Consider the following 22,221-nt stretch of genomic DNA (forward strand, 5'->3'; position numbering starts at 1 on the left):
CATAACGGAAGGCCAGATTTCCAGACGGTGCTTGCTCCAGTCGGCCGCAGGAGATGCCGTCCATGAAGACGTCAAGGGTTCGCGTTGTCACCACCGCACATCACCTGTGTCGCTGTCGCGTATTGCAAGCTCGAAGCCCAATGCTTGGAAAACGTCCATGAATTTTGAGGTCTCCACCGTTGCCTTGCCGGATTCAAGGTCGATGACAAAAGTGCGCGAGACATTCGCCCGCCGCGCCAGCTCCGCCTGGGACCAGCCGCGGGTTTCCCTCAGTTCGCGCACGAGAGGGCCTGCTTCCCGGACGGTGCGCATTCCAACTCCTGTCGCCGTACTCAAACTTCACGAATTGTTGCCGTACGGCGACTTTAATATTTGTTGCCGTACGGCGACAGTATGCTTTGTTTTCGGCTGGAACACCGGACGTTGACACAATGGATCATGCTCTTCACCAGAAAGTCCCTCACGCTCGACGGGTTCACGGGGTTCCGCGCTTTGGATGACCTCGATCCCATGCGCATCCCTCAAGGGCCGGGCGTGTTCGTGATCCTGCGGAAGGGCGACTTTGAGCCTGCCTTCCTCAGCAAAAGCGCGGCCGGGACCTTCAAAAAGAGGGACCCGTCGCTGAAGCGTGAAGCGTTGGAAGCCGAATGGGTTCCCGACGCCTCCGTGCTGTACATCGGCAAGGCAAGTGCCGGCAGCCAAGGGAACCGGGGCCTGCGCAAACAGATCCAGGAGTTTGTGGACTACGGTCGTGGCCGGCCGACCGTTGTTTGGGACGCGCGCCTCATCTGGCAGTTGCGCGACGCCCTGGACCTGATCATCGCCTGGAAGGAGCTCCCAGCTTCCGAGGTCAATCCCGCCGAAGCCGCCTACCACGCCGCTTTCGTTGCTGAACACGGGCAGCTTCCGTTCGCGAACCTCGTCCAGGCCCGCCCCAAGAAATAGCTAACAGCGCCCGACGGCGGCAGGCGGGTTCCGCTGTCGGCCTCCTTTAGGCGCGTGATCGGCGCATAATGGCGTTCATGACGGCCACAGCAGCCATGCCGCGCATCACCGTAGAGGTTCCGGTACTCCGGGTGGGCGCAGGGCTTGGCGACTACGAAGGTCTCAACCGATTCGTTGACTCCTTGCGTAAACCGCAGGGATTGCACATGACCTTGCTGCACGTGGGAATCCTGGATGAACTCGTCGAGGACATCGCCGCGTGGACCAAAGGCAGGGCGGAGCCTGGGGAGGTGCTGGCTGAGATCACCAGTTGGCTGACCGAACTGCCGGTGTTGCAGGGCTTTCTGGGGAAGTCGGACAAGCTGGTCCCCTTGGGTGGTGGGCGGTTGATGGGGCTCGAAGTGGACGTCCCGCAAGAGGTACACGATTACCAGGCCCTCTTGGTGCAGGGCCTGCATGTGCTCTTTGACGAACTTGGCCTCGACAACATCGACGACTTTATTCTGAGCTCACCCGCTCTGGGATACAGGTCGCCGCGGTGGCTGCCACATATTGCCGTGGGGAGGGCCCGGTCCCGTCACGAACCGCCAATGGAAATTTCTCCGGTGGCCATCGAATTCGGCGATTCGCGCATCCGTCACCGTGAGACGCTGCCTGCTGCTGATTCTTAGGCGTGTGCCAGTCGCGGTAAGTTGGAAGGGTCTCCTGTTGCCGATCCGAGGACTCCCATGCAACCCCGCGCCTTGTTCCGTACCGTCGCTTTTGCTGAGGCCGTGACATGGACGTTCCTGTTGATTGGATTGTTCCTTAAATACGTCACCCGGACCACGGACGTTGGCGTGAGCATCGCCGGAGGCATCCACGGATTCGTCTTCCTTTGCTACGCCGCTACTGCTGCGTTCACCTGGATCAACCAGAAATGGACAGTGCGCACGGGCCTCCTTGCCATCGGATCCGCCGTGATTCCTTATGCCACCATTCCCATGGAGAAGTCGCTTGACCGCCGAGGCCTCCTTGCCGGCGGATGGCGGTTGGCTGCTGGAGGTGAAAAGCCTCGGGGAGGGTTTGAAAAGGCCCAGGCTTGGGTGCTGCGGAATCCGATCCTTGCCGTTGTGGTGACCTTGGTTGCCGTGGGGGTTGTGTTCAGCTTCCTGCTGTTCATGGGCCCTCCGGGGACTTGGTTCTCTTAGGGCTTCGACTGTGGAAGCACCGGTTCTTCGGAACTGGTGCTTATCTTCTTTAAGACGCCTTGGCCTTCTGCCCCTTCGTGCCGCCAACACCCGCTTTGAACCTGTGACTGCTGTGACGCGCCGTTTGTGGGGTGTGTCGCGGGGGTGGTGTGTTCAAAGTTGGTCTTGGCGGCGCGGACTGGGGACGGAGGTTCGACGGCGGCACTTGGCTGGGTGCCGACGGCGGTGCCGCGGGCCTCTATTTGGGTTCTGTGCCGGGGCATCCCCAGGAGTTGGGGTTTTGTTGGCAGGTGTCGGCGACGAGGGCTCGTTCTGTTTTCCAGACTTGGATGGTGATGGCCGGGGTGGTGAGGTTGAGGGTTCCGTTGATGGGCAGGGGTGGGCCGTTGTTGACGGAGTAGGTGCCGGTGAAGATGGTGGGCGCGGTGGCTGGGTAGTTGCCGGTGTTTGTGTAGGCGTGGCTGGTGCGGGTGTCGGTGGTGAGCCATTCGGCCTGGGGGATGGAGTACCCGGTGGCAGGTGTTGGTCCGAGGGTGGTGCCGTCGCCGAAGGTGTAGGTGTAGCTGGCCGGGGTGGCAGTCAGGTGCACTGCTTGGCCGAGGATCGTGACATCGAAGCTTTGCTCGGTTGTGGTGGTGTAGAAGTTGGTGGGTCCGCCTTTGAGGGTGTGGGGGAAGGGTTGTGCTTGGAGGGTTCCGGGGTTGACGGGTAGTTGGCGGAAGTCGTTGAGGATCCGGGCTGCGACGTCGGCCAGGACATTTTGTGGCTCTGCGTCATAGAGGCACGCGGGCTTACCGTCGACTGGCTGCCAATCGGTGAATGTCGGGTTGGTGAAGGCTTTCGGTGCCTTCAACCAGATGACAGGTGAACCTTTTTCACCATCGGGAGTTGTAGGTGGGCAGCTAAGGGCAAGACAGCCCATTTCGCGCGCCCCGGGGCCACCGAGGGTACAGCGAAAGTCCGGCTTGTATTGGTAGGGATCTTCCGCTGGGGGAGTCGTTCCTAGATTTGCAGAGGGAATGCCGGTGACTGGATCGATGATGTACTTTGCATTGATGTCTAGGGCCGTATCGTGCTTGCCAATGCTGACCCGTGGTTCATCATCAGCAAACCCTGGGGAACAACCTAGGGCGGCTGTCGCAGCCATGACAGCAATTGCTAAGAGTGCCCTCCGAAACAAACGCACGGTTAACCCACGATCAATCCGTTGTCGGTGACTTGCCAACTGTTGCCCCGGTAGGTGGCCTTAACTGCTTCGGCCGTGTTGAACTCGGGCGTTCCCTGCTGACCGGAGCTCCCGTCGGCGTCAAAGTAGAGTATTTGCTCTTGGAGAACCTGCACCTTAGCTGACTGTGTATCTACGCCCTCTTGCCAGAGAACTTCTACGACCGGCGTAGTTATGCGTCCACCAACTACCCAACGGCCCTTCGTGTAATTGAGCTCTACTGCTTTCTTGTATGCGGCTCCCGAAACCGTTGTGACATCCGTTGACTGGCTCCACGGCCCCAGGTCCCCTGTCTCCGTCGCGTACGAGTAAGTCGCGTACCAATACCCAATGAACGCCTCCAGCCCTGCCTTCGAGTTCTCCTTTGCCAGCTCCGGCATTACCGGCACCGGCACGTTCTGGGCTTTTCCCTTTGCATCTGCGGGCTTGTAGACACCGGAAATCGAAGGAGTAGCCGTAGCCGTCGGAACCGAAACGCTCGAGGTGGGCGACGCCGTCGTCGAACCTGTCCCGGAAGGCGATCCGCCGGGTGCAGGTGAGCCCTGACACCCACTGAGAAGCACCGCGATAGCAGCCAAGACCACTACGGCCCGTGTTCGTAAAGACAACAAGGCGGCAAACGTAAAGCGTGACATACAAGCTCCCCAACAGCTGTTTCGACGGTGTGGCGGCCAGTCTAAGCAGCGTGCGCGGGGGGATTCACGTCAGAAAAATGGTCCTGTGGATAAGTGCCGAGGAATATTTTGCTGGATGATCCGCATGGGTCTGTCTCGAAATCCCTGAGTTTTTGCGGATTTGGGTCCGTGCCCAGTCCGATGATCCAGCAAATTTGCGCGGCACGCAGCAAAGTCAGCCGCGCAGCTTCTCCATATCGCGGCGGTCCTTCTTGGTTGGTCGTCCGGTGCCGCGGTCGCGCTGGGGCAGGCCCAGCTTGGGTGCCACCGGGCGTGGCGGAGTGTGGTCGGTGAAACAGTGTGATGCGGCTTCGGCACCAACACGCTTTGCGATGAGTCGCCGGACCTCAAGGATCCGTTCCCAGCCGGACTCGCGGATGCGGATGGTGTCGCCGATGATCACACTCTGCGACGCCTTCACAGGGTTTCCATTGATCCGGATGTGTCCGGCGCGGCAGGCAGCTGTGGCTGCGGAGCGGGTCTTGTAGGCACGGATGGCCCACAACCAGGCGTCAACCCGGACGTTCGCTGGGGATGATGACGGGATACTCATGATTGGAACGAGTCTAACCGGGCAGCCTGCGCACTGCGAGGACGCGGGAAAGCGTCGAATTCGCTGGAAGTTTCCCGGCGTGCTCGCAGCGTTCCAGCGTACTCGGCGAACCCAAGCGAACTCGGCGAACCCAAGCGAACCCAGCGCACCCAACCACAAACAGCAAAAGCTACCGCACCGTCACCTCCACCCGCTGCGCCATGTTGTTCCCCAGTCCCTGGTAGTTCCACACCTGCTCAATGGGTTGCAGCGCGCCCGAGGTGTCCATCGCCCGGCACCGCAGCACATGCTCGCCCGAACTGGCCACCCACACCATGGACCACCGCCGCCACGCAAAATCGCCCTGTGGCGGTTCGAGGTGCGCGGGCATCCATTCGCCGTCGATCCCCACCTCTACCCGTTCCACGTCGCCGTGGCCGGACCATGCCCGCCCTTCCAGCATCACCGGACCGGCATCCACGACGCGCCGCCGCGTAAAGAAATCGGGTATTCCCGGCGGCACCATCAGCGAACGCACGCGGATGTGACTGACGGGGAGGCCCGGCCCATCGGGGCCTTGAAGATAGTGGTAGGCCACGGACTGCTGCCACCCCATGAACCGGGATCTCACTGCCTCAATCGAAGCCAGCCACTTCACGCTTGCCATGCCGTACCAACCCGGCACCAGCAACCTCAGGGGGAATCCGTGCTGAGGGGGCAATGGATGGCCGTTCATGGCGTAGACCAGCATGACTTCGGGATGCATGGCCTCTTCGACCGAGAGGCTGCGGGCATACGGCTCTTCAACCCCGCCCTGGATGCCGCTGTCGGCATCTGTGAAAACGAGTTCGACGGCGTCACTCGCCAAACCTGCCTCCTCCAACAGGGGTGCCAAGGGGGTTCCCGTCCACTCGGCCGTGCCCACGGCACCGAGTACCCAGGGCTGGCTCAGGGGCCGCGGCTGGAGGAGGGACCGGCCGTTGCCCGCGCATTCAAGGGTGACGGGCATGGTGACCGCAGGCCGGGATTTGATGTCCTCGAGGCTTAGCTCCATGTTGCGGTCCACGGCGCCGCCCACCCTCAACCGCCAGGACTCGGCCGACACGTGGGGGATATCGAAGTGGATCAATAGATAATGGAGCCCGGCCGGAGTGATGTCGTCGTGCAGGGCTTCCAGGGGCATGGAATGGTTCCGCCCCGAGAGTTGCAGTTCTTCGTGGGTCAGGGGACCGTCGGTCGGTTGCCCTGGAGTGGCGGCCTTTGCAGCCTTTTGCTTGGTGTGGTTCTTGGACATGGACGGCGGCGTTCTACTGGAAGCGAAACGCTGCGGTTAGTGCCGCAGCACTTAGCTCAAGGATCACGCCGTGGCCAAGGCCCGTCAATAGCTCGTTGTGAGGCCTGCTTTGCGCGCCAACGAATGGGTATAGGGCGTAAAGCGGGCCTCACAACGGAAGGTGGCTACCGGCGTCGTAATTCCGGGTACTCAAGGTGCGGTGCAACCGTGCCTGCGTCGCGCTCCAGGAAGTTGACGGCGGGGGCAACGATGTCGTCGATCTCATCGAGGATTGCTTCGCTGAGCACCACATCGGCCGCCTTCAGGTAGTCCGTCAGGTGCTCCTCCGTCCGCGGTCCGATAATCACGCTGGTCACCGCGGGGTGGTTCAACGCGAAAGCAACAGCCAGCTGAATGAGGGTCAGGCCGTGGCGTGCTGCGAGCTGTGCCAGCGCATCTGCTGCATGTAGTTTTCCCTGGTTGAACGGCGCGGTCACGTCGAAGCGGCCGGGAAGCGCGGAGAAGCGCGAACTCTCGGGCTGCCCGGCCCCGACGCGGTAGCTGCCGGCGAGCCAGCCGCCGTCGAGCGGTCCGTAACTCAAAACCCCGACGCCGTACTGCTGGGTGATCGGGAAGACGTCGCGTTCGTTGGCCCGCACCAGGAGTGAATAGGGAACCTGGTCCACCACCGGCGGGGTCAGGTGGTTGGTGTTGGCGATCCACTGGGCTTCGACCAACTGGGCGGGGCTGAACACGGACGTTCCGTAGTAGAGGATCTTGCCCTGGCGGATGAGGTCGTTCAGCGCTGTGATGGTCTCAAGGAGGTCGGTGTTGTAGTCCGGCCGGTGTGCCTGGTAGAGGTCGATCCTGTCGGTGTTCAGGCGTCGCAGGCTGTCCTCGACAGCCTGCACGATCCAGCGCCGGGAGTTGCCCGCATGCGCGGGGTTGGAGCCCATTTGGCCGTGGAACTTGGTGGCGAGGAAGACGTCGTCCCGGCGGCTGTGGATGGCCTGGCCCACCACGGTCTCTGCCTCGCCCTGGGAGTAGATGTCTGCGGTGTCAATGCTCGTGATGCCTGCGTCGAGGGCGGCCTTGATGATCCGGATGCTTTCTGCCGGACCCGTGGGTGCGGCGCCTGTGCCGAAGTTCAGGGTACCCAGCGTGAGCGGGCTGATCAGGGCGCCAGTGCGTCCAAGCGTTCGTAGCTCGTTGAGGCTCATGTCGGCTTCCTGTGGAGGGATAGTGCTGGTGTCCAGGCCTGGGGCGGTGGCCGTGGACGGGATGTTCAATCGAGGCTACACACGGCCGGGTTGGGCATAAACGCAAATGGTAGAAGTTCTTCGTTTTTCGTCTTGCGGAGTAACGGAAGGGGCCACACTTCGCGACATTTCTTGACACACAGCAACACAAATGACTTGCGAATCAACAAATATTGCCGTTCGTCCAAGCCCGTGAATTATGGGAAAGGAACTTACGAAACGCACGAAAGGGACAGCGGGATGACACAGACCACAGTGGAAGAAACGGCGGCCATCAAGGCCGCATTTGCGCAGTTCCCATCGGGAGTGGCAGCCTTCAGTGCGATGGTTGACTTCACGCCGGAAGCCCTGGTGGCGTCGTCCTTTACCGTGGGTGTTTCGCTCGAGCCGCCGCTGGTCATGTTCGCGGTCCAGAACTCCTCCACCACCTGGCCCAAGCTGCGCCAGGCCCAGCGACTGGGCGTGTCGGTCCTCGCTGAAGGACAGGAGGCCCACGCGCTCCAGTTGGCCTCGAAAACCCGTGACCGTTTCGCCGGACTCGATACCAGCGTCAGCGACTCAGGAGCTGTACTGATCGATGGTGCGGTGCTGGGCTTCGAATGCGAAATCGTCTCTGAAGCACCCGCCGGCGATCATGCGATCGTAGTTCTGGAAGTCAAAGCAATCAACGTCAACCTCGAGTCCAAGCCGCTGATCTACCACGGTGCTGCGTTCCGACAGCTGGCCGCATAGAACCGGCCGCTCGCGCTAGGAGTTGCGGGCAACGCCGCTCAGCGAACCTTTTTGGCCAGGACCTTGCGACCCGGGACCTCGGGGCTTTCCTTTAGTGGAAGCGCCGGGGTTCTGTTTTTTGGTCGGGTTCGCAGGTTTGGCTGGGCTGGCCGGGTTCGCGGCACTGGCGACGGACTCTGGCTTTTGGCCGTTCGACGACGGCGCGGGCTCGTCGAGGTCGCGGACCGTCACTTTGATGGGCGGCGGCTGATGGGCCTTGGCGCGCTCGGCCTCGCGGCGGTCTGCTTCAGCAACTGCGTCGGCCCAATCCTTGGCCAGGACGGGTGGCTCCTTCGCGGCGGCCACAACGATCGGGTGGTGTGCCGTCTGATGTTCGACGGCGGACTTGACCTCCGCCGGCTTGGGCAGGTTCCGCGGGTCTACTTTCGACTTCCACGCGCCGTCCTTGACGGCGGCCGACGCACCGGAGATCTTGCGGCGGGCCCCTCCGAGCAAGTCCCGCTTGGCAGCGGCGGGCGCCGGAGCAGCGGCCGGCGCGGAAGCGGGTGCGGGAGCGGCAGGCGCAGCGCCACCCACTACAGCAGCGGGCGCCGGTGCAGCAGGTACAGCCAGAGGCGCCACAGCCGCCTCCGGTATCGCTTCCCCGGCCTCATCACGGACCGGATCAGGGGCATAGCCCGGCCGCGGAGGAAGGTGCACGATGGGCGTGTTGTCTTCTTTGGGGAAAATTCCGATCAACGCCAGGAGAATGACGGATATAAGCCGCCCCACCCCTGCAACCACCAGGGTTATGATGACGATCAGCCCAAGGCCCAGGAACATCAGCACCGCCAGGCCCAGGGTCCCCAAGTACGTCAGGTTGATGGCGAGTGTTGTCGGATCCTCCACTTAGCCTCCCCTGGCCGTCGTTTTGCGATGCGCGAATTGCCCACCAACTTGCTTATCCAGCGTAAGGTCCCGCACCGACGGAATCACGCGCCGCAGCCGTCTCCGGCATTGTTGTTTCGAAGCTGTTACCTCGCATGGGAAAATATGTTGCCCAGCTCTCATTTCAAACCCGGATTGGCGCGTCTTGACTCCTGATACCACCCGGCTCCGCAACGGCGCATGCCCCTGCCTTTCCGGCGAACAGTACAGCGACTGTTGCGGCCGGTTTCATCGCGGTGAGGCTGAAGCACCTACGGCGGAACAGCTCATGCGCTCCCGGTATTCGGCATTCGTCGTCCTCGACCCCGGATACCTGATCCGCACATGGCATCCGAGTACCCGCCCGGCGTCCATGGACCTCGATCCGGACCTTGAATGGCGCAGGCTCGACATCCTTGGCACAAGCAACGGAGGACCACTGGATTCCGACGGGACCGTTGAGTTCGCGGCCCACTACAGGTCCGACGGCGAACGCGGAGTCCAGCGCGAAATCAGCCGTTTCGTGCGGGAAGGCAAGCGTTGGTTTTACGTGGACGGGGACGTCCGCTAGCTGGTTACCGATACTTGCGGTGGAGGTTCTCCTTGGTTGATGCCCCTGGTGAGGCATCCCCGATCCAAGGGCCCGTTCCTTCAGATTGGTCCAGGATTCCGGCTTCCATCCAGGTGTAGTCGCCGGCCAGGACCTTGCGCGAGAGGTCGTGGTCGCCGTCGTCGGTATTCCTCCACAGCTGGTCGAAGTATTCGTCAACCCGCACGCGGGCCTGTTCGCAGAAGGCCTCGGCCAATTCGAAGGCGGCCGCGCCTTGATCGGGGTGCGTCCGCAGCAATGCCTCCGCTCGTGAGCAACTTGCCGCCATGGCGAACAGCTCCGCCCCGATGTCCACGATCCTGCCCAGGAACGCCTGCTTGTATTCGAGCTTGGCCTGCCACCGCCCCATCCCATAGAAGGTTTGCCGGGCCAGCCGACGGGAGGACCGCTCAACAAACCGCAGCTGCTTCCCCAGTCGCCCGAATTCGGCGTAGGAGCGCGGGTCCATGCCCGCGCCCGCAACCAGTTTGGGCAGCCACCTCGCGTAAAACCCGGAAGCCCCGACGGCGGCCCTTGCCTTGTCCTGCAGGCTCGCGTCCACTGAGGCGAGGTCGCCGGCGGCGGCAAGGTGGGCGTCCACGGCCTCGCGGGCGATCAGTAACTTCATGATCTCGCTGGAACCCTCGAAGATCCTGTTGATGCGAAGATCGCGGAGCAGCTGCTCGGCCGGTACGGCCCGCTCGCCGCGTGCTTCCAGGGAGTCGGCTGTTTCGAAGCCGCGGCCACCACGGATCTGGACCAGTTCATCGGCGATCCGGCAGCTCAGTTCAGTGGACCACAACTTGGCCAAGGCGGCCTCGATGCGGACGTCCTTCTGGCCGGCGTCGGCCATCTCTGCGGACAGCTCGAACACCGCTTCCAGCGCAAAAGTGGTGGCAGCGATGAAGGCGATTTTCTTGCCCACGGCCTCATGCTTGCCCACCGGGCGGCCCCACTGGGTGCGGGCGTTGGACCACTCACGGGCGATCTTGAGGCTCCACTTCCCGGCCGCTACACAGAGCCCCGGGATGGACAGCCGTCCGGTGTTGAGCGTGGTCAGGGCGATTTTGAGCCCTTGGCCTTCGCGTCCCAACCGGTTGGCGGCAGGAACCCGCACCTGGTGGAACCGCGTCACGCCGTTCTCGATGCCGCGCAGCCCCATGAAGGCGTTGCGGTTTTCCACCGTGATGCCGGGCGAGTCCATCTCCACGACGAACGCCGAGATGCCGCCCTTGTGCTCGGTTCCGTCGGCGTCGGTGTGCGCCGGAACGCGGGCCATGACCACCACGAGTTCGGCAATGACACCGTTGGTGGTCCACAGTTTCACGCCGTCCAAAACGTAAGAACCGCCGTCGTCGGACAGTACGGCAGTGGCGCCCATGCGCGCGGGGTCGCTGCCGACGTCGGGCTCTGTCAGCAGGAATGCCGTGATGGCGCCGGCGGCGCAGCGCGGGAGGTATTCCTTCTTTTGCTCCGGCGTGCCGAATTCCTTGACCGGCTCGGGAACGCCGATGGATTGGTGGGCGGAAATCAACGCACCCAGGCTTGGATGGACCGAACCCAAGAGGGCAAGCGCCCGGCCGTAGTAGACCAGCGACAAGCCCAAGCCGCCGTATTCACGTGGAATCTTCATGCCGAACACGCCAAGTTCGGCCAGCCCTGCCAGGTATTCGTCCGGAATCCTGGCGTCGCGTTCAATCACCCGGCCGGACAGTGTCTTGGCGTACGCCAGCAATCGGGCCATGAACTCTTCGCCGCGCTCCACGTCCTCCGCCTTGGCTTGAGGCCAGGGGTGGATCAGGCTGAGGTCGAAGCTGCCCAGGTACAAGCCTTTGGCAAAGCTGGGCCGGTTCCATTCGGTTTCGCGCGCGGCTTCGGCGACGGCGCGGGCTTCTTCTGCTGTGGCGTTGACGCTGGCGGCGGTGAGGCTGCTGTCAGTAGCGGACGTCATGGGACAACTCCTTTAACCGGTTGTGCCGGTGGTGGAGCCAGGGTCCGCCGTGGGTGGGAACCCTTCAGCTGTCCCTCAATGCTACCCGCGGGTAGCTACCCGTGCCAGAGGAAACCTGCGGCTGGAATTCTGCCGGAATTTCCACTTGTCCGGCGTGGTGAACCAGGCGGTCCCACGCAAAGTTAATGCCGTGGACGAGGCCGCCGAGGACACCCTTGACGGTGTACCAAACCATGCCCATGGCGCCGATAAGAACAATCGTTGCCATCGCTGCGGCGGCAATGAAAGCAGCCAAAATGACAGCGAAGAACAGCGTTCCAATAACTACGTACGTGCCCGTTTCAAGCGCAGTGACATCGAAATCCATGGTCCCCCCCGGAGCGACATTGCGTGGGTCGACGCGGCGTTGTTGCGTCGATGATCTGACATTAGGGGCGGGGGTGCTTTCCGGCCAGCGCTGACGCGTGTCATCGCGGCGTTGATATCCGATCGAAACAGTACCGGAGGGTAAGTCACGGAATGGTTGCGGCCGGCGTGGGGCAGACGCCCGACGGCGGCACGTCCGGCCCGCTCGACGCCGGCACTTCCGGGCCGTTCGACGCCGCCTCGACGCTCTGCGTTAACCTTGTACGGGGCAGTTTCCGCTGCCAGCCAGGTTTCGCAGCAGCTGAAGGAGAGTAGTTGTCCCGTTCAGCCATGTCCTCGGCCGATGCCATAGGCGCGAGGCTCCGCGACCTCGAACAGCTGACGAAGGGCCCCGCCTGGGCCCTGACCCGCTCGGCGCCGTGGGTCATCGCAGTCCTCCAGGCTTCCTTCACCCGCACCCGACCGCAGCTCCCGCTCGAAGAGTTCCATGCCGACGTCGACGCTTTCCTTGAGCAGCTCCGTCGCCAGGATCCTGCGCTCGGCGGGCAGCAAAACGGCAAGGCATTCGGCGATGAGTGGACGCGCAAGCAGTTCCTGACCCGTCGTAACCAATCCGGCCAGATCGTCTACGAAGTCACGGAACCGGCGGCCCGCGTGCTCGCGTTCCTCGACAGCCTGTCGAGCGAAAGGTCCACGCTCAACGGGTCACGACTGGGCACCCTTCTTGGCGATGTTGAGAAGCTCGCCAATGAAACGAACCCGGACCAAAGCGCCCGCCTCGAAGCCCTGGAAGAGGAAATCCAGGAGCGCCAGCAGCTTGTGGAAGACATCAGTTCCGGCGAGTTCGATGGCCTGCTGGATGACGAGGAAGCCGTGGAAGCCGCCGGCAACATCCTTGACCTGGCCGCCAGCCTGCCCGCTGACTACAAGAAAATGCGTGACCGCATCGAGGAACTGGTGGGTGAACTCCGGAACCAGATCATCGAAGAGTCGCTTAGCAAGGGTGCCACCATGGCGCAGGTTTTGGAAGCGGACAAACGGTTGCGGCAGAGTCCCGAAGGGCGCACGTTCCGTTCCTTTACCGCCTTCCTGGAGGACCCGCAGCAGCAGCTCCGCTTCCGCTCGGCCATCGGGGAGGTCCTCAGCCGGCAGTTCGCGGACGACCTCTCCCACGAGGACCGCGAAACGTTGAAAAACCTCGTGGCTGAACTCCGCTACCAGCACAGCCAGATCCAGCGGATCTACGGCAAGCTATCGGAAAGCCTCAACACCTACATCCAGAGCGACGACGTCCGGCAGTCGGTCAGCCTCCGCAAGGTCCTGGCCGAGGCCGAGCAAGCCATCCGTTCCCTGCCCTATGAGCGTGACAGGCCGGGGCTGGTTCCGGGTCCGGTGCTGTTCAACGCGGGTTTTGAATCACTGGCCATGGTCAAGCTCTTTGACCCGGACGAGTTCGCGACCCCTCCGCGGTTGGCCGACCCCATCGCATTCAGCGACTCGGACCGGGTCCGTTCGGCCCGCACCGGCAAGGCGCGGCCCGCCGTCGTGCGTGCTGCCATGGCGGGTTCGGCAACCCTTGGCGAGGCGTGGGAAAACCTGCCCCCCGAAGAACGGCACATCAACAGCGTCCGGACCCTGCTGTCCATGGCGCTTCAGGGCGGCGCAGCCTTTGACCGCGCCGCGTGGGAACACATCGACTTCGAACAAATCGACGGCAGCATTCGCACGGCGTACCTGCCTGTCGTCACGCTGAATGAGGATTCCAATGACTGAGGACATCACGACGACGGACGTCACCTTCGAGGAGGACGTCGCCGGCCCGGATGAGGTTACCGGTACTGACGAAGTCACTGGCCCGGATGAGGTCACCGAAGAGGCAGTCGGGACCGCGGCCGGCCACACGGATCCCTTCCGCGTGACGCCGCGGGACACGTTCGTGGACGGCGCCGCGCTCTTCCCGGGCGACACCGGGGTGCTCCCCATGAAGGTCCGCCATGCATTGGTGAAGCTCCTGAAAGGCCCCTACATCGACGGCGGCCGCGACGAGAAACTGTGGACCACGCTCCTGGATAACCAGTTGATCCTCCGCAGCCGACTGTCCGAGCTCTTCCTCACCCTGCAACTGGACCACGACCGCAAGATCGCCGTACTGCGGCCGGTGGACCCGGAAATCGTCGGGGCCAGCTCCCGCTCCAGCATCCTTCGCCAGCAGCGTGCCCTCAGCCGCGTGGAAACCATTGTTTTGTTGCGCCTTCGCCTCCTGCTGGACCGACATGTGACCGCCCAGACCGATCCCACGATCACCCGCGAAGAGATCTCCGACCTCGTGGCAAACTACACCCCGGCCGGGCAACAAGATGCCCTGCGCGACTCCGACGTCGTGACCCGCACCATCACCAAACTCCTGGCCCGCCAACTGCTCCTCCCCACCCCGTTGGACGATACGTACACCATCAGCAACGCCCTCCCGCTGGCCCTCCCCTTCGAAAACATCGGCGACATCCCGGCCCACATCGAAGCCCTGGTGGCAGTAGGAACAGACGAATCCGGCACGGAACCGCTGCTGGAGCTCTCCGATTCGACCGAGGACACGGACGCAGACGACGACGGTGACGGTGATGCGCGAGCCGACGCCCAAGCGAGCGGCGATGCCGGAGACATGCGGCAGCATGCGTCTAAGGGAGGAACGACCGAGCATGCAGAGCATGTGTCCGGTGCCGCCGCGGACAGCGACACCGGTACCATCGCGGAGGCGGACGCAAGCACGACTGACGGGACACACAAGTGACTATCGCAAGCATGCTCCCGCTCGGCGAACTGACGAACCCCGGCCAGATGCGCCTGGCACTGGTCCAGGTGGTCAACTGGGGTACGTTCCATGGCGCCCACACCATGCACGTGGACCGCAAGGGCACGCTGCTGACAGGTAACTCGGGCGTGGGCAAGTCGACGCTCTTTGATGCGATGCTTCGCGTTTTCGATGCCCGTCCCCGCTCCAATGAGGCCGCTGCCCAGCGTGCCGGCGGAGCTGTGGAGGACAAGAGGACCACCTTCACGTACATGCGAGGCAAGGTCGGTGACAAGGCGGTAGGGGACAGCTCGGCCAGTGCCTTCCAGCGCCCCGGTGCCACGTGGTCCGCCGTCGCCCTGACGTTTGATAACGCCGCCGGCACGAAGGTGACGATTTCGGCGCTGTTCGACCTGCCCAAGAACGGCACGGAGTCGAGTGTCGGACGTTTCTATGTGATCGACAGCAAGCCGTTGGACCTCGAAGCGATCGAGGGGATCGCGCAGAAGCGGTTCACCAAGGGCGCGCTGGAAGGAATTTTCCCTGAGGGCCAGGTTTTCGACGTCCACAAGGCGTTCGCCGAGCGCTTTCGTCGCCTGCTGGGCATCAACTCCGACCAAGCCCTGCCGTTGCTGCGTGTGATCCAGGCGGGCAAGGGCTTGGGCGGCAGCGTCAACACGTTCTTCCGTGACCAGGTCCTGGACGCCCCGGCCACCTTGGCTGCTGCGGATGATGTGGTGGAGGAATTCAGCAACCTGATGTCCATCCGGCAGCGGTTGGAGGATGTTCGGTTGCAGCGCGACCAGTTGGCTCCCGTGCCTGCGCTGAACAAGGAGTACGCGCAGGCTTTGCTGGACGCCAACCGCCTCCGCGAGCTGGCCGGCGAGGAGTTCGAGGCCTACAAACAGCAGCTCGCCGTCACGGTGCATGCCAAGACGTTGGCCCGCTTCAAGGAATTGGCGCAGTCCAAGGCGCAGGAACTCGCCGCAGAGCGCGTGGTGCGTGACGCCTTGGCCAAGGAGCTGCGCGACCTTGAGCTGGACTACAACAACCGGGGCGGCAACGCCATTTCGGCTATTGAGCAGGCTTTGGAGAACGCCAAGGTGGGCCTGAAACTGCGCAAGCAGGTTGAGGATTCGGCCAAGAAGGCACTGACGGATGCCGGGTTGAACCTGGAATGGTCGGCCGAGGGCTGGGACCAGGCGCACGAGCAGGCAGCAGCCCGCTCCATCGAGCTGAAGGACGACTCGGAGGCCTTGAAGGAACTCCGCTTCGAAGCTTTCGACGGCCACGCAACCAAGAAGCGCGAACTTGCGGCAGCCCAGCAGGAGCTGGTGTCCCTGCGGTCGCGCAAGTCCCTGCTGCCGCCGTCGAGCATTGAGAACAGGGCCGCCATCGCGGCCGCCACGGGCGTTCCCGAAGAGCGGATGCCGTTTGGCGGCGAGCTGATCGACCTCGCCGAGGAGCAGGACCAGTGGCGTCCCGCCGCCGAGCGCGCCCTGCGGAACCTCGCCACCACATTGCTGGTTCCGGGCGAGCACTTCGCTGCGGTGACCCGGTATTTGAACGACAACACTGTCCGCGGTGCGCTGCGCGCGGTGGATGTTTCCAAGCCGCTCGCCGGTGGCGCGCTGGCTGTGGAGGACGTGTCCGACGGCGACCTCTTGACCAAGCTGAGCATCCTCACCTCGGGCGCCAACGCCGACGCCGGGGAATGGATCCGCGAGCGGATCGCCCTGGACTTCGCCTATCCGTGTGTGGAAAATCCGGATGAGCTCGCTGCGATGGACAAGGGCCTGAGCCTGGGTGGCGTGGTCAAGCGGAACCGGCACACCGTGGAGAAGGACGATCGCTTCACCAGCCGGCAGGACTACGTTCTGGGCTTTGACAACGCCTCCAAGCTGGAGCTGGTGGCGGCCCGCGTCGGCGAACTCGAAAACGAGCTTGCGAAGGCCGCGGAGCTGGCGCAAAGCCGTGAGGATTCGCACCAGGGCATGGCACGCCAGCTGGAGGCCCTGCGTCGCGTGGCTGAAGATGAGCGGCCGTGGGAGCAGGTCTCTGCCGATGTTGCAGCCGAAGAGCTGGCCCGGATCGAGCAACGCCTGGTCGATGCCCTGGCCGCCCAGGCCGACCTTGAACCGTTGCGCGACAACATCGAAACGGTCCGCGAAAAGCACCAGTCCTCAACAGGCGTCGCAGCTGTGCTGCAGAGCGAATACAAAGCGCTCGACCACCAGATGACCACGGCTGACGGCCTCCTCGACGCGGCGAGGCTCAAGCTTGAGCAGTCACCGCCGTCGGCCTCCACCGTCACCGCGCTGGAGCCGTACTTTGCCGGCGTCGCGGACGTTTCCGAACTGCACGAGCTGGACAACCTGGCCAACAGCGTCCGCAACAAGCTCCTTGACGAACTCCATGCCGCGGAATCCCGCGGGCAGGCCACCGCCGAACGGCTGACGCGCATGTTCGAGGCGTTCGTCCGCGACTGGGGGAGCGCCATCAGCGCCGACCACGGCACTTCAATCGCCGCAGCCGGGGACTTCGAGGCCCGCTACCACGCAATCGTCAGCGATGGCCTGCCCGCGCAGGAGGCCGAGTTCCGGCTCTTCTTCAACCAGCGCACGCACGAGTCCTTCAGCACGCTCCTGCATTTGCTGGATGAGGAGCGGCGCAGCATCACCAGCCGCATCCTTCCCCTCAACGGCATCCTGTCGGAGGTCAATTTCCACGAGGGCAGCTTCCTGGAACTGGACATCAAGCAGACACTGCCCGCAACGGCCAAGGTGTTCAAGGATGCCATCCAGAACGCCTTGAAGACCAAGCACACGCGGCCGTCCCGTTCCGCTGCGGCCTCGGGTGCTGTCGCGGGTTCGGCAGAAACCGACGACGACGCCGAGCTCACCGCCCGCTACAAGTCGCTGGAAACGCTGGTGAAGCGGCTCGGATCGCAGGCCCCCGAGGACCGGCGCTGGCGCGCCGAGGTTCTGGATGTCCGTGGGCACGTCTTCATCCAGTGCAAGGAACACCGCGAGGTCGCGTCGGGTAAAGCGGGTAAAGCCGGCAAATCCGGCAAGAAAAAGACCGAAGTCTTCATGCATGCCGATACGGGTTCGATGTCCGGCGGTGAGCGCCAGCGGTTTACCGCGTTCATCATGGCGGCCGCGCTGAGCTACCAGCTGGGCATCGCCGAGCAAGGCTTCACCACGTACGGCACCGTCATGATGGACGAGGCTTTTGTGCTGGCTTCCGAGGAATTCGCCGGTGCTGGCATCAAGGCGCTTCACGAGTTCGGCTTCCAGTTGCTGCTGGCCGCTCCCGAGAACGTGATCGACCTGTCCAGGCACCTTGGCTCCGTGACGGAGATCCTGCGGGACAAGCGCACCAACCGATCGGGAGTGCTCACGGCTCCCGTGATCGCCGGGCCGGGAGAGCCTGGCGCCTGGCGATCCGAAGCCAACCCGGTCGATATCGTCCTCCGCTAGAAGCAACGCGGGGTCACTTATGGCCCTTCGGGAGGCCCTTTATGGGCCATAAGTGACCCCGCGTTGCTTTGCTGTCTAGCTGCGGACGCGGTCCAGGAACTGCGCGGTCCGGGACTCCAGCCCCGCGATCTGCTTCAGGACCACGGCTGCCGGGTCAGGATTGATCTCGTTGACCGGCGGTTCTTTGCGCACGTTGGCGCTGCATCCGAATTCGGCACAGATCAGGGTGCCCACGGTGTTGCCGTCCTTGCCGGACTGCCCGGCCTTCCTGGCTACCCACAGATAAACGTCGTCCTTGGAGAAAACGTCCCTGCACAGTTCGCAGAGCACCACGCGCTTCTTGCCGGACCCTCCTTCAGGCGCACGGAGCATGATCCCGGTGAGCTTTCCCCGGTACGGAACCACGAGGTAGCCGCGCTGGGGCATTTTCTCGTCGCGCCATCCCAGGAACTCGAGGTTGTCCCAGTCGATGGCGTCGAAATCGCGCGGAAGGTTGGCCTTGGCAGCCTCGGAGCGGCTGACGTTGATGAAGGATGAGCGGATTTGTTGGGCAGTAATTTTCTGCATGGCAATGCTTCTTTCGAAAAATGGTCGACGTCGGCAGCGCGCCTGGCGCTGCGGGTGGCACTGGGGCGTCGGTCACCAAAGATGGGCACGCCAAAAGAGGCCCAACGTTTGCGCTGGATTTTTGGGTGCTACTTGGCTGGTTCCGACGCGACGGGGTGTGCCAAGCAGGCCGAAACGGCCACCTCGCCAACCATGGCTGCAGCAACTGAAGTGTGCACGCTCATCCCCTCGTCGTTTTCAAAGAAGCGGTAGTCCGCCCTCAACATCCTAACCCCACCAAAAAGCAACGCGGGGTCACTTATGGCCCATTGGAGCCCTAAACATGGGCCATAAGTGACCCCGCGTTGCAGGTGGAGGAGATTACGTGACGCAAACGTTTCTTAATTATCCGGAGGGTAGGCTAGCCTTACTTAGGTTCGCATCACTTACTTAAGGAGTCCCGTGGCTTCCCTTCTTCCACGCCGCGCCCTGCTCAAGACCGCAGGTACCGCGACGGCCGCCCTGGCCGCCGTCGCCCTTTCCCTTACTGGCTGCTCCACTGGCCCGGCCGCCACGACGCCGGCGTCCGAGCAGGCTAAGTCCGCCGCCTTCCCCGTCACCATCAAGAACGTCTTCGGGGAGACCACCATCAAGGAACAGCCCAAGCGCGTAGTCACCGTCTCCTGGGTCAACGACGACGTCGCCCTCGCCCTGGGCGTTGTACCGGTTGGCGTTCCGAAGAACGAGTGGGGCAACAACGACAAGGGCTCCACGCCGTGGAAGGACGCAGCACTCGAGAAGCTCGGCGCCGGTTTCGGCACCGACAAGGCTCCGGTCCAGTTCTCCGAAGCGGACGGCATCAACTTCACCGAGATCGCCAAGCTCAGCCCCGACGTCATCCTCGCCGCCTACTCGGGCCTGGAAGAGGCTGACTACAAGAAGCTCAGCGAAATCGCCCCCGTTGTGGCGCAGCCGGAGCTGGCTTACGGCACCCCGTGGCAGGAAAGCACCACCCTGATCGGCAAGGCATTGGGCAAGGAAGCCGAGGCCAAGAAGCTGATCGAAGACACCGAAGCCACCATCAAGGACAAGGTTTCCAACTACCCGCAGATCAAGGACAAGACCTTCATCTACGGCAACCTTGAGCCCGCCAAGGGCGACGGCGCCAACGTCTACACCGCCATCGACAACCGCCCCCGCTTCCTCTCCGAGATCGGCATGAAGCTGGCCCCGGTCGTTACGGAAAACACCAAGTCGAACACGGAATTCTTCATCCCGTGGTCCGCTGAGAAGGCCAACGAGCTCGCATCCGACATCTTCGTCACCTGGGTTCCGGAAGCCGCAACGGCCGACGCCATCAAGGCAGATCCGCTGCTGGGCCAGATCCCGGCAATCAAGAAGGGCGCCCTGGTTGCCGACTCGGACCAGACCCTGACGCTCTCCATCTCCGCTTCTTCGCCGCTAAGCCTGCCGTGGGCGCTGGACAAGTTCCTGCCGCAGCTGGGCCAGGCCGCTGACGTGGCGGGCAAGTAACCGCAATGAAACTGAGTACGACGACGGCCGCTACCGTGGAGCGGGTTGGTGGCACTTCGGTGCCGGGTAACCAGCGAGGCATTGCGTCCGGCAGCAGCGACGTGGCCGGAAGGGGAACCCGGCCGCGCAGCGCAGCCAAGCGGACCGCCTGGCTGCTGGTGGCCGTCGTCGTACTCGCCGCGGTGAGTGCCGCATCCTTGGCGATCGGCGCCCGCGGCCTTCCCCTGAACACCGTGTGGGAGGCCATCACCCACTTCAATCCTGCAGATGGCAACCACGCCGTGGTGGTGGCCCGCATTCCCCGGACTGTCCTTGGCCTGCTGGCCGGAGCCGCACTGGGCCTGGCCGGCGCCGCCATGCAGGGCGTGGCCCGCAACCCCCTGGCCGATCCCGGGATCCTGGGCCTCAACGCCGGCGCAGCACTGGCCGTGGTCATTGGCATTTATGTGTTCGGCATCGGCTCGCTGACCGGTTACATCTGGTTCGCCTTCATCGGCGCCGCAGCAGCCGCCGTCGTGGTTTACGCCATCGCCTCCCGCGGACGTGACGGTGCGACGCCGGTCAAACTCGCCTTGGCGGGGGCGGCGCTGAGCGCGGGCTTGTTTTCGCTCATGAACGTCATCCTTGTTTCCAGCCAGGACACCTTGGACCGCTTCCGTTTCTGGCAGGTGGGAAGCATCGGCGGGCGCGACTGGTCCGTGCTGCTTCCCGCGCTGCCGTTCCTGGCCGTTGGCGCCCTTATTGTGTTGGGCGCCGGACGCGTCCTGAACAGCCTGGCCCTGGGTGACGATATTGCCCGCGGCCTGGGTCAGAACGTCGGGCTGGCCCGCGGGATCACGGCGCTGGGCATCGTGCTGCTGTGTGGCTCGGCAACCGCGCTGGCTGGACCCATTGGCTTCCTTGGCCTGGTGATCCCGCACGCCGTTCGCCTGCTGACAGGCCCGGACTACCGGTGGATCCTCCCGTTTTCCCTGGTCTCCGCACCGATCCTGCTCATCACCGCCGACATCATTGGCCGCGTGATCCTGCTCCCGGGCGAAGTCCCTGCCGGCATCATGACCGCGATCGTCGGCGCACCCGTGTTTGTCTGGCTCATCCGTCGCGGGAAGGGGGCCGGACTGTGAGTGCCCTTAAATCCGTACGCGAGTTGGCAGTTAATGACAATCGCGGGCCCGAACATCATCATCAAATGCCATCTCGGCGCGCAGTAAGCCCCACGGTCTTCTTGGCCCTCGCCCTGTTGGTGATGTTTGGCGTGTACGTGCTCCTCGGCAGCTACACCGTGACCATCCCGGACTTCTTCAAGATCGTCATCAACCACCTGACCGGCGGGGAGAAGATCCCCGGCGCGAGCTTCATCGTCATGGAGCACAAACTTCCGCGCGCCGTGGTGGGAACCATGATCGGCATTGCCTTCGGCCTGGCCGGCGCGCTCTTCCAGACCATGCTGCGCAACCCATTGGCCAGCCCGGACATCATCGGTATCAGCTACGGTGCCAGCGCGGCCGCCGTTACGGCCATCGTGATCTTCGGTGCCTCCGGAGCCGTGGTGTCCGGGGCAGCCCTGGGCGGCGCGCTCGGTGTCGCGGCCATCATCTACGCGATTTCCCGCGGTACCGGTTCCGGCACGGGTGGAGGCAGCCGCGGCAACGCTGCGGGCAACCGCCTCATCCTTGCGGGGGTGGGCATCGCCGCAGCACTCCACGCGGTGGTCAACTTCCTCATGACCCGCGCCGACATCCGCACCGCAGCTGACGCCCTCATCTGGCTTAATGGCTCGCTGAACTCCGCGACATGGGACCGTGCGGGCGTCCTGACGGTTTCCATGCTCATCCTGATCCCCGCAGTGATTGCCCTCGCCGGCCCGTTGCGCATCCTCGAACTCGGCGACGACGCAGCGGCCGGACTGGGCATCAGGGTCAACGCGACCCGGCTGGGATTGGTGCTGACCGCCGTCGGACTTGCCGCCGTCGCAACAGCCGCTGCCGGTCCGGTAGCCTTCGTGGCCTTCCTCGCAGGGCCGATCGCCCGCCGCATCGTGCGCAAGCCGAGCCTTCCGGCGGCGGCCCTTACGGGTGCGTTGATCGTGTTGGCCGCGGATTTCTTTGCCTCCAACATCGCACCGCTCGTCCTGGACGGAACCGTCCTCCCGGTCGGTGTCATCACCGGTGCCCTCGGTGCACCGTTCCTGCTCTGGCTCCTCCTCACGTCGAACCGAAAGGAAGCCTGA

22 protein-coding genes are annotated in these 22,221 nt (G+C 63.6%); 12 read left to right on the forward strand and 10 right to left on the reverse strand.

Features of this window, described 5'->3' with window-relative positions:
• Window positions 1-87: 87 nt before the first annotated feature.
• On the reverse strand, window positions 88-312 hold the full coding sequence (locus ACFUOZ_RS19260) for a helix-turn-helix domain-containing protein (protein ID WP_377551087.1): 225 nt from the start codon (window positions 310-312) through the stop codon (window positions 88-90).
• A 126-nt stretch (window positions 313-438) separates the two neighbouring features.
• Here ACFUOZ_RS19260 and ACFUOZ_RS19265 point away from each other — a divergent pair, with 126 nt between their 5' ends.
• The 3 genes from ACFUOZ_RS19265 (at window position 439) to ACFUOZ_RS19275 (ending at window position 2,135) form a co-directional block, all read left to right on the forward strand.
• Window positions 439-945, forward strand: coding sequence for a hypothetical protein (locus ACFUOZ_RS19265; protein WP_377551090.1), 507 nt, complete (start codon window positions 439-441; stop codon window positions 943-945).
• Window positions 946-1,022: 77 nt separating this feature from the next.
• Window positions 1,023-1,616: a hypothetical protein gene (locus tag ACFUOZ_RS19270; RefSeq protein WP_377551092.1), complete on the forward strand. Its 594-nt coding sequence runs from the start codon at window positions 1,023-1,025 to the stop codon at window positions 1,614-1,616.
• Between the two features lie 57 nt (window positions 1,617-1,673).
• Window positions 1,674-2,135, forward strand: a complete 462-nt coding sequence (locus tag ACFUOZ_RS19275) for a DUF3817 domain-containing protein (RefSeq protein ID WP_377551095.1) — start codon at window positions 1,674-1,676, stop codon at window positions 2,133-2,135.
• A gap of 238 nt (window positions 2,136-2,373) precedes the next feature.
• Here the strand turns inward: ACFUOZ_RS19275 and ACFUOZ_RS19280 are convergent, their stop codons facing one another.
• The 5 genes from ACFUOZ_RS19280 to ACFUOZ_RS19300 all read right to left on the reverse strand — a co-directional run bounded on the left by ACFUOZ_RS19280 (window position 2,374) and on the right by ACFUOZ_RS19300 (window position 7,059).
• The gene (locus ACFUOZ_RS19280) at window positions 2,374-2,988 is read right to left on the reverse strand and encodes a hypothetical protein (RefSeq protein ID WP_377551097.1); all 615 of its coding nucleotides are present in this window, start codon (window positions 2,986-2,988) and stop codon (window positions 2,374-2,376) included.
• A gap of 335 nt (window positions 2,989-3,323) precedes the next feature.
• Complete coding sequence (locus ACFUOZ_RS19285; protein ID WP_377551100.1) at window positions 3,324-3,995, reverse strand: DUF6318 family protein; 672 nt, start codon at window positions 3,993-3,995, stop codon at window positions 3,324-3,326.
• Window positions 3,996-4,209: 214 nt separating this feature from the next.
• Entirely contained in the window at window positions 4,210-4,587 is a 378-nt protein-coding gene (locus ACFUOZ_RS19290) for an RNA-binding S4 domain-containing protein (protein WP_377551102.1), read from the reverse strand.
• A 169-nt stretch (window positions 4,588-4,756) separates the two neighbouring features.
• Complete coding sequence (locus ACFUOZ_RS19295; RefSeq protein WP_377551105.1) at window positions 4,757-5,860, reverse strand: sulfite oxidase; 1,104 nt, start codon at window positions 5,858-5,860, stop codon at window positions 4,757-4,759.
• 164 nt (window positions 5,861-6,024) lie between these two features.
• A complete protein-coding gene (locus ACFUOZ_RS19300; RefSeq protein WP_377551108.1) occupies window positions 6,025-7,059 on the reverse strand; it encodes an aldo/keto reductase in 1,035 nt (344 codons plus the stop codon).
• Between the two features lie 279 nt (window positions 7,060-7,338).
• On the opposite strand from ACFUOZ_RS19300, the gene ACFUOZ_RS19305 reads away from it, so the two are divergent.
• The gene (locus ACFUOZ_RS19305; protein ID WP_144662274.1) at window positions 7,339-7,830 is read left to right on the forward strand and encodes a flavin reductase family protein; all 492 of its coding nucleotides are present in this window, start codon (window positions 7,339-7,341) and stop codon (window positions 7,828-7,830) included.
• Between the two features lie 15 nt (window positions 7,831-7,845).
• Here the strand turns inward: ACFUOZ_RS19305 and ACFUOZ_RS19310 are convergent, their stop codons facing one another.
• Window positions 7,846-8,718: a hypothetical protein gene (locus ACFUOZ_RS19310; protein ID WP_377551111.1), complete on the reverse strand. Its 873-nt coding sequence runs from the start codon at window positions 8,716-8,718 to the stop codon at window positions 7,846-7,848.
• A gap of 184 nt (window positions 8,719-8,902) precedes the next feature.
• On the opposite strand from ACFUOZ_RS19310, the gene ACFUOZ_RS19315 reads away from it, so the two are divergent.
• Complete coding sequence (locus ACFUOZ_RS19315; RefSeq protein WP_377551114.1) at window positions 8,903-9,307, forward strand: YchJ family protein; 405 nt, start codon at window positions 8,903-8,905, stop codon at window positions 9,305-9,307.
• Between the two features lie 4 nt (window positions 9,308-9,311).
• On the opposite strand, the gene ACFUOZ_RS19320 is transcribed toward ACFUOZ_RS19315, so the two are convergent.
• A complete protein-coding gene (locus tag ACFUOZ_RS19320; protein ID WP_377551117.1) occupies window positions 9,312-11,276 on the reverse strand; it encodes an acyl-CoA dehydrogenase family protein in 1,965 nt (654 codons plus the stop codon).
• A gap of 64 nt (window positions 11,277-11,340) precedes the next feature.
• A complete protein-coding gene (locus ACFUOZ_RS19325; RefSeq protein ID WP_377551119.1) occupies window positions 11,341-11,643 on the reverse strand; it encodes a hypothetical protein in 303 nt (100 codons plus the stop codon).
• Between the two features lie 167 nt (window positions 11,644-11,810).
• Between ACFUOZ_RS19325 and ACFUOZ_RS19330 the strand changes: the two genes are divergently transcribed.
• From ACFUOZ_RS19330 to ACFUOZ_RS19345, 4 genes are read left to right on the forward strand one after another with little or no spacing between them, the layout of a single operon-like run.
• Window positions 11,811-11,957, forward strand: a complete 147-nt coding sequence (locus ACFUOZ_RS19330) for a hypothetical protein (RefSeq protein ID WP_377551122.1) — start codon at window positions 11,811-11,813, stop codon at window positions 11,955-11,957.
• Window positions 11,958-13,415: a DUF3375 family protein gene (locus ACFUOZ_RS19335; protein WP_377551124.1), complete on the forward strand. Its 1,458-nt coding sequence runs from the start codon at window positions 11,958-11,960 to the stop codon at window positions 13,413-13,415.
• Complete coding sequence (locus ACFUOZ_RS19340; protein ID WP_377551127.1) at window positions 13,408-14,430, forward strand: DUF4194 domain-containing protein; 1,023 nt, start codon at window positions 13,408-13,410, stop codon at window positions 14,428-14,430. Before ACFUOZ_RS19335 ends, ACFUOZ_RS19340 begins: the two co-directional genes overlap by 8 nt.
• Entirely contained in the window at window positions 14,427-17,912 is a 3,486-nt protein-coding gene (locus tag ACFUOZ_RS19345) for an ATP-binding protein (RefSeq protein ID WP_377551130.1), read from the forward strand. Before ACFUOZ_RS19340 ends, ACFUOZ_RS19345 begins: the two co-directional genes overlap by 4 nt.
• Before the next feature lie 75 nt (window positions 17,913-17,987).
• On the opposite strand, the gene ACFUOZ_RS19350 is transcribed toward ACFUOZ_RS19345, so the two are convergent.
• Entirely contained in the window at window positions 17,988-18,479 is a 492-nt protein-coding gene (locus tag ACFUOZ_RS19350) for an FBP domain-containing protein (protein WP_377551132.1), read from the reverse strand.
• Window positions 18,480-18,920: 441 nt separating this feature from the next.
• On the opposite strand from ACFUOZ_RS19350, the gene ACFUOZ_RS19355 reads away from it, so the two are divergent.
• The 3 genes from ACFUOZ_RS19355 (at window position 18,921) to ACFUOZ_RS19365 (ending at window position 22,221) form a co-directional block, all read left to right on the forward strand.
• The gene (locus tag ACFUOZ_RS19355; protein WP_377551135.1) at window positions 18,921-19,991 is read left to right on the forward strand and encodes an iron-siderophore ABC transporter substrate-binding protein; all 1,071 of its coding nucleotides are present in this window, start codon (window positions 18,921-18,923) and stop codon (window positions 19,989-19,991) included.
• A 5-nt stretch (window positions 19,992-19,996) separates the two neighbouring features.
• Complete coding sequence (locus ACFUOZ_RS19360) at window positions 19,997-21,115, forward strand: FecCD family ABC transporter permease (protein ID WP_377551138.1); 1,119 nt, start codon at window positions 19,997-19,999, stop codon at window positions 21,113-21,115.
• Window positions 21,116-21,180: 65 nt separating this feature from the next.
• A complete protein-coding gene (locus ACFUOZ_RS19365; protein ID WP_377551141.1) occupies window positions 21,181-22,221 on the forward strand; it encodes a FecCD family ABC transporter permease in 1,041 nt (346 codons plus the stop codon).

The sequence above is a fragment of the Paenarthrobacter sp. NPDC057355 genome (genome assembly GCF_042667405.1).
Classification (GTDB): Bacteria; Actinomycetota; Actinomycetes; order Actinomycetales; family Micrococcaceae; genus Arthrobacter.